Here is an 11,977-nt window from a genome sequence, read left to right as displayed (position 1 = left end):
CCTTTTATCATCGTAATTTACCCCTTCCTTTCATGAAATCAACGTCTCATGCTAGGAATAGTTATACAAATTAAATGTAAGTTTTGCAGGAGGTGATACCCAATTATCCCCTTTTAATTCCGTGAAACAACCACACCCAGACTTGCACATGAATGCTAATGCTGCGATGTTCGACTATGAAAATTAGAGGTGATATGGTGAATATTATTGCAAGAAATAAAGGAATGAAGTTTGTCATTATGTTTATGTGTCTTGCACTTCTCGTTTCTCCTTTCCTTGACACAACAACAGCTTATGGGAATGAAGCAGCGTTGCCCGCAGTGAACGAAGCTGCTCGAGCCGTAACGGATGCTGTCTATGAGGCAGCCCCTCCCGTCCCTCAAAACCTAACTGTTGTAACCGATTCCATCACTGCGACGAGTGCACAGCTTAAATGGGATGTTCATCCAGAGCAAGCTGACGTTGATGTATGGTACTACGTAGCTCCAGATCCTGCTAATCCAGCAAAAGAAGATATAAACAACTATTTAGCAACAGGGAAAGGCGGCAGTGTGGAGCTGCAAAACTTGCAGCCTAATACGACGTACAAGCTGTATACCACTTGGTACAAGAGACCTTACACGCGGGTGTTGCGAAGCAACTACGTTGAATTTAAGACACTTGCCGGCGAGCCATCAAATGAGCCGACTGGCAATCCAGGGCCTAGCAACCTAAGTATTGTGAATGTTACACATAATACGGTAACCGTTACCTTTGATCCTGCGCATAAGCTGGATGATTACTGGGTTTGGAATCCGGAGAATCCTCCTCTTAACAAAGATCCTTATTCCGGCTTCACACAAGTAGGAGGCAGCACGATTGGCGGATTAAAGGAAGAAACCAAATATACCTTCTTCTTAGGTCCGAACGGTACGCAATATGCTAATCTAACAGATAAACAGAAGAGCAATTCGATTACTTTCACTACGCCAAAGGATACAAGTGAATATAAAGAACCGCCATTAACGCCTCCTCAATATTTAAAGGTAAGCGATATTACATCATCCAATATTACATTCAAATGGACAGGCAGTCCTGATGCCAACGGCTATGACTTCTATGTTAACGGTGGATGGAAAGGCGGAATATGGAATGGCTCCGACACATTCATCTATACGTTCCCAGAAGGAGGACTTACAGCAGGCAGCATCTACAAATTTATGGTTGGCGCGCAAAATGGCGCTTCCGGCAAAGATCCTGTTAACGGCCCGCCTTTAGAAATCAAATGGGGCGAGCTTGCGGCGCCGCTCGATCTTCAAGTCATTACAGCCAACCGCACAACTGCTTCTCTAGGCTGGGCACCGACCCCTGGCGCAACGAGCTACGACATCTATGAAGCAGGCAAGCTTATCGGCTCCAGCGATTCCAATCGGTATGTTGCTGAGGGTTTAACAGAAGGCAAATCCTACAGCTTTACAGTTGCAGCCAAAAATTCGCTATGGAAATCAGCTGCCAGCAGCGCAGCAACGACGATTCCAGGTGCGGACTACACTAATTTCACCTATTACGGCAGCTGGTTTTCCTATGACAATAATCGTCAATACTTTCCAGAAGACATCGATGTTTCACAGCTTACACATCTCAACTACGCCTTCTCCGATATATGCTGGCGTAAAGTGGGTTCAAACGGTGCAGCTTGCCAAAATAAAGACATTCCGCTGCAAGCGAATTATGTTTTCGACGGAGAGCTTGTGCTTGGAGACCAGAAGGTCGATATTGAGCAGCTTGCTGCTTTTAACAAAATTAAAAATAATAACCCTGAGCTGAAGCTGATGGCTTCCGTAGGCGGCTGGACATTCTCCAATCATTTCTCGGACATGGCTGCATCTGAGGTCACACGTCGTACGTTTGCGAATTCCGTCGTTAAATATTTGCGTACGTATAAAATGGATGGACTCGATATCGACTGGGAATATCCGGTTGAGGGCGGAGAATCGGATAATATCAATCGTCCAGAGGATAAACAAAACTTCACTCTTCTCATGCAAACCATTCGTGCAGCGCTTGATGCAGCCGGCTCCATCGATGGCAAATATTATTTGCTCACCATCGCATCCGGTCAAGGAGATGATTTCGTAGTCAATGCTGACTTCGCAAATTCTGTTCAATACCTGGATATGATCAACATTATGAGCTATGACTATAGCGGAAGCTGGGAACTGCGGGCTTTCCATAATTCTCCTCTTTATCAAGATCCTAATAATGTAAGAGCCTCTGCGAAGCGCAACAATGTTAGAGGCGCTCTGCTCGGTCATTTGAACGGCGGCGTTCCGGCTTTTAAACTAAACATGGGTGTTCCTTATTATGGAATAGGCTGGAAGGGTTGTTCCGCAAACGGTGAATATCAAAACTGCACATCCATTCCTTATGGATCATGGGAGAGCGGCAAGTTCGATTTTGCCGATGTTGAGAACAATATGATAGACCAAAACGGATATACCCGTTACTGGAACGAGCATTCAAAGGTCGCTTATGTTTACAATAGTGAAACCGGAATGTTTATTACTTATAATGACCAAACAACAATGATGTATAGCACTTCGCTTGTCAAAACCTTGGATTTGGCTGGCGTTATGACTTGGGATATTAGCGGTGACCGCAACAAAACTCTTACAACGCAGTTGATCAGTGATCTTCCGATTGACGGCAAGGTGAATGAAAACGCACTAGCTGCTCCTCAACATGTAACAAAGCTCAGCGCGGACAAACAATCTTTTGAAATCAAATGGAATGCTGTCCAAGGGGCTGCTGGCTATGAAGTATTCGTGAACGCCATATTTACAGGGTATACAGCGAATACGCAGTTTAAAGCAGACAAGCTGAACCTTGGCTCAGACTACACCGTTACCGTGCTCAGTATCAGAAAAGACGGCAATAAAATTACACAGGTTTCTCCTGCAAGCAGTGCACTGGTTGTAAGTACAGCAGGCGTAATATCTCCAACTCATCTCTCGGTTACGAGTTCAACCTATGACGCGATTAGTGTTCAATGGACAGCTTCTCCGAAAGCAGATGGGTATGACGTTTATCTGGGTGATAAATTGGTGAAATCTACAACAGCTACAAACTACACGTTTACGCAACTGGCGCACAGTACGACCTATTCCATTGGTGTAGTAGCCATTATTAAAAATGAGGATGAGATAATCGAAAAGTCCGAAATGACAAAACTAGAGGCAAAAACATTAGATTACACGGCTCCGCCAGAGTCGTCATCTGGTAACCCGCAAGCGGTCAAAGATAAAAATGAGCTTGATTCCAACGTTACGAAATCCGGCGGCAAATGGACCGTTACGATTTTGAAAGATGCGGCTATTCAAACGATTGGAGCGGCTAGCTCCGCCGAGCTAAAAGTGACTGTCGGCAACGATGCAGCCCAAGTGGATGTCATCCTTCCTAAGGAAGTTATTGCAGCGCTTGCCAGCAAAAACGATAAGGCGAATTTGTCCATCATCTGGAACGGAGTTACCTATGTCATTCCAGCCCATGCGATTCACCTGAAATCAGATATCAAAATTTCGATTGCTCCACCGACTGCGAGCGAAGCTGCTGCAATAGAACAATTGGCGAAAAAGAATGGCTATACGCTAAAAGTTTCGTCGCTTGACTTTAAGATTTACAAGCTGACAGCTGACAACAAATATGAGGAAGTCACTGATTTTGGCCAGTCTGTTTTCACCCGTATTTATCAATTGAATGCTAAAGATATAGATACAAACCGTGCAAACGGTGTTGTTTACTTGCCTGGCACAAATGAATTCCGTCCACTCCATACGGTGTTCAAAAAAGACGATAAAGGCGGAGTTACGGCTCATCTGGTCAGCAACGGCAACAGCATCTATACCATTGTCGAATCCAGCTTCCTCTTCAAAGACGTGACGGYTGAATGGAACAAAAACCATATCGAGCGTGCAGCAGCCAAATTAATCGTTTTTGGACAATCGAATGAACAATTCGGAGGAAATACGATCATTACTAGGGCTGAATTTATTTCCATGATCAGCAGAGGCCTCGGCATCGTTCCAAAAGTAGAAGGCGCTCCATTTGATGATGTAGCGGCAGATTCCAAATATGCTGGAGATATTGCATTAGCTAAGGAATTAGGCATCATTACGGGTAAGAGCGAGCAGCTATTTGATCCGAACGGTACGATTACTCGTCAGGACATGGCAGTCATTTTGGCAAAAGTGATGAAGCTGATTGATCGTACGGCAGACGGTGACGCAGCGTTGCTTGAGTCTTTCCGTGATCAAGCTTCTATATCATCCTATGCTAAAGCTTCCGTTGCACTGTTAGTTAAAGAGCAAATTTTGCAGGGCGTATCCGAGACGAAATTTGATCCTCAGGCGAAAGTGACAAAAGCACAGGCAGTCGTAGCCGTGATGAGATTGCTTGATGATTTGGGATTAGCGAGCAAATAGTCTATTTTTAAAATGCAAAAGAGGGACGGCGCAGTTTGAACTGCTCCGTCCCTCTTCTATTACTGTACTGTCTGCAATTTCTCGTATAAATTAAATTCCCCCATCTCATTGGAGGATAAACCTTTATGTTCATAACCGCAGCTTAGGTAGAATGCATTGAGCTTCGGATTATTCGCAATACAGTCCAGCCGAATACGGTCTTTTCCCTCAAAATGAATACCTGATCCTGCCCAATCCACAATGGCCTCACCTAAGTTTTTGCCTGCAGCTTCACGGTTAATATTAAGTCGATGCAGATAGATGGACTGTTCATGCCCCTCTTCACCCCATAACTCGCGATCCCAAGCGCTTGCTTCCTGCATAAGCATGACCATTCCTGCCAATCGGTTGCCTTGCCTAAATAGGTATACTTCACCACGTTTAATTGCCTCAGGCGTTTGATGAGAATCCTCACCCTTCAGCAAGCCGCTCCACTGCGTAGAGCCTTTGCTCTTTAGCCATTCAGCTGTTTGGATGAGAAGCTGCAATACAGCTTCCGTATCCTCTGGTTTTGCTTGATATACTTTGATATCCGGTTGAATGACGCCAATATGATCCGTGCGTGTAAATATAGACATGTTGATTAACCTCCATATAATAGGTCCTTCTATTATAACCCTTCTCGTCTTATTTCAGCTATGTCAGCCCTCTTCCATGCGTCCTTCGCATTACATACTGAATCACATGTAGATAAATTTCCTTTTTGTTCCATAAATCGACAGACTCTGCATCTATTATTATTTAAAATTACTCATTGAAGGCATAAACGCAGAATTTTGCTTTTTCTTGTGATTTCATGAAATGAAGGAGGCCTACATAAGAAAGAATTGCAGAATTAAGCTGAGGCATCTCTAAATTAGATTGTTTAAGACGAGAGGATGAATAAAATGAACCAGAAGAAAAAATCTATTTGGCTTAGATGTACCGTATTTTTGTTATTGTTAACTCTTTTCGTTCAGTTGCCAGTAAACGCATTGGCGGCAGATGCGAATAGTGATACTGAAGCACCAGCAATCCTAAATGTAAATCCATCAAATCAAGCGATCGTATATACATCTATGCCCATGATTACAGCTGTACTGAAGGACGCAGATTCAGGGATTGATTCGGCAACCATATCCGTGAAGGTAAACACCATCAAAGTTCCCCATATATATGATCCAGGTTCTAAAATCGTGGCAGCAGCTACCGCTAATTTGCCAAATGGCACGTATTCGCTAACGATCGATGCTAACGATCTAGCAGGAAATAAAGCGCTGCAATGGAGCTCTACTTTTAGTGTTTCCGTTGATCAAACGAACGGTAAAATCTATTACCTCGCATTAGGTGACTCTTTGGCAGCTGGATTAGCCCCAGATACATCTATTGGTATCGGCTATACCGATATGCTTGCACAATATTTACGCAGCTCCGGGTTTCTTGGGGAATTCAATAAAAATCATACCTCGCCAGGCTACACCACACAAAACATACTCGATAATATCAAAAATAATGTACCTACTCCAGATCGCGTGACTATCAAACAGGCTATTGCTAAATCCAATGTCATTACAATTGATGCCGGAGCAAATGATTTTATACAAAAGCTAGACAGTCAATTTAATATGGACCCCGTGCTTGCAAAAAGCTTGTTAGAGCAGGTCGGTGCCAATATGGCCGCCATCCTAACGGAGATCCGCCAGTTAAATCCAAAGGCTAGCATTTATATCATGGGGTATTATGATGCATTCCATAACTTCGCTTTACCTCCTCTGCAGAAGCTATTGCTAACATCCGTTTTAGATGAACTAAATGCGGTAATTGCAGCCGTATCCCAAAAAGCTGGAGCCGTTTTTGTACCAACCAAAGAGGCCATTGCTATAGACTATACGAAAAACTTGCCGGTCCCTACCAATATTCATCCGAGCCAACAAGGATATAAGACGATAGCTGATGCCATCTGGAATGTGATGCAAACGCCATACGCTTGGTCGCCTAGCAGCACATTAACTGCAAAAGATATTGCTTCATCAAGTCTGACCTTGAACTGGACACCTGCGAATGGTGCGATTTCAGAATATAAAGTTTTTGCAGGTGCAAAAGAAATAGGCACGGTATCAGGAAGCGTATATAACTACAACGTAACCTCTTTATCACCAGATACTTCGTATGCTTTTAAAGTAGAGTCTAAGCTCTCGAACGGTTTATGGAGCACAAATGGACCCGAGCTCACGCAAAAGACAGCCACAGCCCCGCCTACGTCCGGATCTGGTGGAGCTCCGTCGTCAACAGTCAACCAGCTTACTGCAGCTCAGTTGAACGATCTTATTAAATCATCTGGTACAGCTTCTAATGTTGCGATTGAACTAACAAAAGATTCTTACACTTTATTGCCTAATAATGCGGGTGAATTATTACAGTCAAGCAAAAAAGGCTTAGAAGTAAAATCGAACGGACAATCCGTTGTCATCCCATCTGCTGTGCTAACCGCACTAGCGAAAAAGCTGACAGCTGATGCATTGAAGGACGCTCAAATTAAAGTTTCCTTTAAAGCCATCGAAGCTGCCTCCGTCAGTTCTTCCGTATATGCTGCCAATGCGGCAAGTGGTGCTGTAATTAAACAATATGGTTCTTTGTATGAGTTTGATTTGGCGATAGAATCGAAGGACGGCAAATCAACAAGACTGGATCATTTTATCGAAACCGTCACTTTAAATTTCAAACTAGCTTCAAGCACTGCTAATCCAGAACTGCTTGGCATTTACTACCTCAATGAATCCTCGAAGAAATGGGAATACGTAGGGGGAAAAAGAAGTACAGACAATGGCGCAATTGAAGCTGCTTTAACCCATAATTCAAAATATGCTGTGCTGGAATACACGAAGACGTATAAGGATGTGCCATCGACCCACTGGGCATATACTACAATTCAAGCATTAAGTGCTAAGCAAGTGATCGAGGGCGTATCAGAAGAAGAGTTCGCACCTTCAAAAACTACAACAAGAGCACAATTTGTGACCATGCTAGTACGCTCCCTTGGCATTCAAGCTGCGGGTACACCATCTGCCTTCGCTGATGTTGCTCAAGGAGCATGGTATTCTGAGGCTGTATCAACAGCGGTTCAAGCAGGCATTGTCAAAGGAATCGATGATTCACACTTCGCTCCTAATGCCAGCATTACCCGTGAGCAAATGGCTGTGCTCCTCGTTAGAGCATATGAATACAAATCAGGAATTTCGCTGCAAGCAAGCGATAAGCTGTCTCTCTATGCAGACGCCAATAAAGTCTCATCATGGGCGATCGCAGATTTAAACAAAGCCATAGCTGCCGGACTCATGACTGGACGAGACGAAGACAGCTTTGCACCAGAGGCTGTTACTGTGCGTGCCGAAACCGCTAAAGCGATCTACAACTTGCTTACTAAATAAAGCTGCCATACAACAAAAACCACGTCCGAGGACGTGGTTTTTGTTCATTAATGCGCTATTTTAAAGGAAATTTTGCTGTTATGCACGAATTTCAGTTGAGATAACGATTAAAAATTTTAGGAGTGAAGTGCTATGATGCAGATGTTTCGTTATAACTGGATTGTTCGAGACGATTGGTTTGAATTATGCAATCAACTTTCCATAGAGCAATTGACGCTTAAGCGTATTGGTGGACCGGGCAGTATTCTTTATACACTGTTTCACATCGTTGATGTGGAATATAGTTGGATACGTGGAATACAAGGCAAACCAGACATTCAAGTTCAGTTTGAAGACTATCTGTCGCTTCAACAAGTGAAGGCACTTTCCGATAGCTGGAACAAAGAAATGCGCGAATACCTAGATACATGGACAATCGAATTTGACCATGAACAGGTAACCATTCCTTGGAACAATGGACATTATACAAAAGGTGAAATTATGCGTCATGTGATCGCTCACGAAATACACCATATGGGACAGCTCTCCGTCTGGATAAGAGAGCTTGGGCTAAAGCCAGTGTCAGCAAACGTGATTGGAAAAAATTTATTATAAAATAAAGTTAGGGACCATAACTAAGATACTGAGCATGATGCAGTTTAACTATCGGAGGTTTTAGAAAAAGCCGGAGAGTATAGAGAGGACGAAGAAAAATAAATAAAAACAACGGTTGTTTTGAATAGATTGTTGCTTTTAGAATTAAATTTCTAATAATCATCTATTATGATAAAATACCTCTATAATTTTTTATTAGTGTTGGATTTAACATTAATTAGGGGGTGTTGGAAATAGATAACGGTGCTTTCATTGCCATTTTTTCGAGTTTTATGGCAAACACTCCATAGCTTCATGCTCATCTACAACAATGTGAAAGGATGCTTGCCTTTTGTTTGAGAGCTTCGTCAGATTCCCCCTTTCATTTCTTAATGTACTATCGTTTGACCGATCAAGCTAGTATCATCGACCCATTGTCCCCCTGCTGTACTCACCAGGAGTTATTCCTACTATCTTCTTGAATGCTTTAGAAAAATGATGAATATCTGAAAACCCACAATAACTTGCGATCTGCTCTTGTGTCAGCTTGGATGCAAGCAGCAGATCACAAGCATGATCTATGCGTGTTTTTAACAAATATTGATGCGGTGTTACACCGTACTGCATTTTAAATACATCGTTAAATCTTGAAGTAGATAGATTAGCTCTTCGCGCCATATCAACTACCGATAAAGGTTCGCTCAAGTTAAACGAAAAATAAGAAGTAATCCAATTTAATGCCTGCGGTGACATTTGCTTGACATGATTGGCAGGTATGTAATCCTCTAGTATGGAGGTGATCAATTCCATCATTCGCGTTTGTGCCTTCAATTGCATAATGGAGTCTTTATACTGCCAAAATTCCACCACTTGCAAAAATGTATCCCGAAATTTAGATGGATGACTTAGCTTGAGCTTCACCGGAATATGAGTTTGGAACTGCTCGTCCAATCTCGGCTGCATAAGATGCTGATAGGGGGTCAAATCCAATTGGCCCGCTCGTGTTGGGAAGCTTTGGTCGCTAGTCGTGCTATAAAATATATCAAAGTGTGCAAACGGCGTTACCGTATTCGTTGTCCCTTCCAAACGATTCACACTATTTGGCTGAATGAAACAAAACTCACCTTTTTCGAATGGATAGGCCACCCCATCAACTGTGAACATGCATTCCCCTTCCTGTACATAGACAAGCAAGTAATCAAGCAAGCGGCGTTCCGGCAGTACCCACGGTTTTCGCAGCGCAAAATCGCACTCCCGTATATAGGGCACGATCCGGTGGTTCATCGTTGCATCCATGCCAGGTTTCATGAACATCCTCATCCTCTACTCGTAATTACTCACAGAATATCATATCTATCCCACAATTACAGTTGTTTTTGACAAACTTATTTGAAGCTTTGACAAAGCCAGATCATAGAAGAATCCTTTACACTGTATGTATTGCGAAGCTGAAACAAACACATACAATTAGGAGGAAATATGATGAATGAAAACAATAGGTTAAGCACGCTGCCCCTGCTTGAAGAAAGCTATTCTCTCACGCAAGAACAAATCGCTTCTTATCAAAAGGATGGCCATCTCTTTTTAAAAAATGTTGCATCCGCAGAAATGATAGAAACGTATGAACCAATCATTAGTGACTTAGTATTTAAGCACAATTACCATGATAAGCCTGTCTCTGAACGGGATACTTACGGCAAAGCTTTTATACAAGTAGGCAACCTTTGGGAGATGAGTGAGGCTGCCGCTGCATTTACACTGGCAAAACGTTTTGCAAAAATAGCTGCAGAATTGATGGGTGTTGAGGGTGTCCGGATTTATCATGATCAAGCATTATTCAAAGAACCTGGCGGCGGTCATACGCCATGGCATCAAGACCAAATTTATTGGCCTTTCGATACCAATAATACCATTACGCTGTGGATGCCGCTGGTCCCTATTCCTGAAGAAGTGGGTACAATGAACTTTGCTTCCGGCACCAATCATTTGGGTTATGTCAGCAGGCAAGAAATTTCGGATGAATCACATAAAACCCTTGGCCAATTCATTGAAGGCCGCAGCATTCCCCAAGTGAATTACGGTGCCATGGCAGCTGGAGACGCTACCTTCCATGCAGGCTGGACCATCCACTCTGCTCCGGGTAATCCAACTGACCATATGCGCAAGGTGATGACCATTATCTACTATGCAGACGGTACACTCGTTGGTGAGCCAGACAGCAAGGCAAGACGCTCTGATCTTGAAAACTGGCTGCCAGGCTGCAAGCCGGGCGGAATCGCAGCGAGTATTAAAAATCCGTTGGTTTATAAGAGGGAGAACGAATAATAAATAGTTTTAATAAAACAAAAAGAAGAGGGGCTGCGTGCACCCCTCTTCTTGATTTGTTCAAATATACAGCTATTCGATTCCCCTTACATTCTATCAATTCCATTCCGTATATAAGGAATTGCTAATTTGATGAATTCTTCCGGCGGTGTCTTGTGACTATTTCTTCGCCATTCTACAGAAACCCCATAAATTCCCCAGCTTAATAGGACAGCTGTAAGTTTTAGAGCTTCATCCTTCTCCGCTTTATGCTGCTTTAACAACATTTTATAAAAAATAATTTCAAGCTGTTCCCTAATAATACGGGCAATGGTATCTTCGTAGCCTCTATGGCAACGACTGGATAATGACTTTTGAAAATTTGTTACAGCTTCAAAGATGCTAACAAATACTTCTTCATTTAGTTCGTCATTTTGATAAAAGTCATAATTCAAATTGACTAACAATACTTCTGACAGTACTTTTTCCAATAAGTTGTGTATATCTTCGAAATGATAATAAAAAGTTGCACGATTAATCATCGCTTCTGTAGTTATATCTTTTATCGTAATATCTTTAAATTCCTTTTTCCCTGAAAGTTCAATAAAAGAATCCATAATTAATTTGCGGGTACGTAGAACTCGGGGGTCCGACTTTGATTCGGTCATTTTGTTAACCTCCTACTTTTTAAACAACTTCTTAAATGTGTTGTATAAACGACACATCCACAGATCTATTGGTGTTGATGATTTTAATTATGATTTAAAATTTAATTGCAAGCAAATAAATATGTATTTCGCTAGCGAGGTATAAATGTTTGCTTTTCATCGCTTATCTTTACTTATTAAAAGAGAAATGAGGAATTAAAATGGGGAACAATAATAATATGGTTTGTGATCTACAAACAGGCGTATGCGGGGTAGCTGAAGAGGAGGAAGTGGAGATTATTGATTTTAATCAGCCCACAAAAGCAGTTAATCTTTACTATGTAACCGATCCTATTTGTTCGCATTGCTGGGCGCTTGAACCTGTACTTCGTCGTTTTGTAGAGCAATACGGGAACTTTTTTAACTTCCATACGGTTATGGGCGGTTTGCTGGAAAAATGGCATGATGGACCAATCGATCCGGCAAACGGCATTCATAAACCAGCCGATGTGGCCCCTCACTGGAGAGAAGTTGGAGAGCATTCAAG

8 protein-coding genes are annotated in these 11,977 nt (G+C 42.5%); 5 read left to right on the top strand and 3 right to left on the bottom strand.

Annotated features, from left to right (window positions below):
* Window positions 1-194 precede the first annotated feature (194 nt).
* On the top strand, window positions 195-4,460 hold the full coding sequence (locus tag AB4Z17_RS27585) for a glycosyl hydrolase family 18 protein (RefSeq protein ID WP_441963340.1): 4,266 nt from the start codon (window positions 195-197) through the stop codon (window positions 4,458-4,460).
* A 59-nt stretch (window positions 4,461-4,519) separates the two neighbouring features.
* On the opposite strand, the gene AB4Z17_RS27580 is transcribed toward AB4Z17_RS27585, so the two are convergent.
* Window positions 4,520-5,077 carry a GNAT family N-acetyltransferase gene (locus AB4Z17_RS27580; protein ID WP_441963338.1) on the bottom strand — a complete coding sequence of 186 codons (558 nt, stop codon included), beginning with the start codon at window positions 5,075-5,077 and terminating at the stop codon, window positions 4,520-4,522.
* Between the two features lie 309 nt (window positions 5,078-5,386).
* Between AB4Z17_RS27580 and AB4Z17_RS27575 the strand changes: the two genes are divergently transcribed.
* The gene (locus tag AB4Z17_RS27575; RefSeq protein WP_441963336.1) at window positions 5,387-7,906 is read left to right on the top strand and encodes an S-layer homology domain-containing protein; all 2,520 of its coding nucleotides are present in this window, start codon (window positions 5,387-5,389) and stop codon (window positions 7,904-7,906) included.
* 132 nt (window positions 7,907-8,038) lie between these two features.
* Window positions 8,039-8,500 (top strand): DinB family protein, encoded by a 462-nt coding sequence (locus AB4Z17_RS27570; protein ID WP_441963334.1) that lies wholly within the window; start codon window positions 8,039-8,041, stop codon window positions 8,498-8,500.
* 402 nt (window positions 8,501-8,902) lie between these two features.
* Here AB4Z17_RS27570 and AB4Z17_RS27565 read toward each other — a convergent pair whose 3' ends face one another.
* Window positions 8,903-9,787, bottom strand: a complete 885-nt coding sequence (locus tag AB4Z17_RS27565) for a helix-turn-helix domain-containing protein (RefSeq protein ID WP_441907894.1) — start codon at window positions 9,785-9,787, stop codon at window positions 8,903-8,905.
* 171 nt (window positions 9,788-9,958) lie between these two features.
* Between AB4Z17_RS27565 and AB4Z17_RS27560 the strand changes: the two genes are divergently transcribed.
* Window positions 9,959-10,804: a phytanoyl-CoA dioxygenase family protein gene (locus AB4Z17_RS27560; protein WP_441907895.1), complete on the top strand. Its 846-nt coding sequence runs from the start codon at window positions 9,959-9,961 to the stop codon at window positions 10,802-10,804.
* Between the two features lie 86 nt (window positions 10,805-10,890).
* Here the strand turns inward: AB4Z17_RS27560 and AB4Z17_RS27555 are convergent, their stop codons facing one another.
* Complete coding sequence (locus AB4Z17_RS27555; protein ID WP_441963332.1) at window positions 10,891-11,451, bottom strand: TetR/AcrR family transcriptional regulator; 561 nt, start codon at window positions 11,449-11,451, stop codon at window positions 10,891-10,893.
* A 200-nt stretch (window positions 11,452-11,651) separates the two neighbouring features.
* Here AB4Z17_RS27555 and AB4Z17_RS27550 point away from each other — a divergent pair.
* On the top strand, window positions 11,652-11,977 hold a 326-nt coding region (locus AB4Z17_RS27550), incomplete at its 3' end, for a DsbA family protein (RefSeq protein ID WP_441963330.1).

The sequence above is a fragment of the Paenibacillus sp. TAF43_2 genome (assembly GCF_052113545.1).
Classification (GTDB): domain Bacteria; phylum Bacillota; class Bacilli; order Paenibacillales; family Paenibacillaceae; genus Pristimantibacillus.
This window is presented reverse-complemented; position numbering and strand designations above follow the sequence as displayed.

What these genes read in the sequence shown, in the direction of transcription:
- AB4Z17_RS27580 (WP_441963338.1), bottom strand. Translation starts at nt 5,077, where the DNA reads ATGTCTATATTTACACGCACGGATCATATTGGCGTCATTCAACCGGAT.
- AB4Z17_RS27575 (WP_441963336.1), top strand. Translation starts at nt 5,387, where the DNA reads ATGAACCAGAAGAAAAAATCTATTTGGCTTAGATGTACCGTATTTTTG.
- AB4Z17_RS27570 (WP_441963334.1), top strand. Translation starts at nt 8,039, where the DNA reads ATGATGCAGATGTTTCGTTATAACTGGATTGTTCGAGACGATTGGTTT.
- AB4Z17_RS27565 (WP_441907894.1), bottom strand. Translation starts at nt 9,787, where the DNA reads ATGAAACCTGGCATGGATGCAACGATGAACCACCGGATCGTGCCCTAT.
- AB4Z17_RS27560 (WP_441907895.1), top strand. Translation starts at nt 9,959, where the DNA reads ATGATGAATGAAAACAATAGGTTAAGCACGCTGCCCCTGCTTGAAGAA.
- AB4Z17_RS27555 (WP_441963332.1), bottom strand. Translation starts at nt 11,451, where the DNA reads ATGACCGAATCAAAGTCGGACCCCCGAGTTCTACGTACCCGCAAATTA.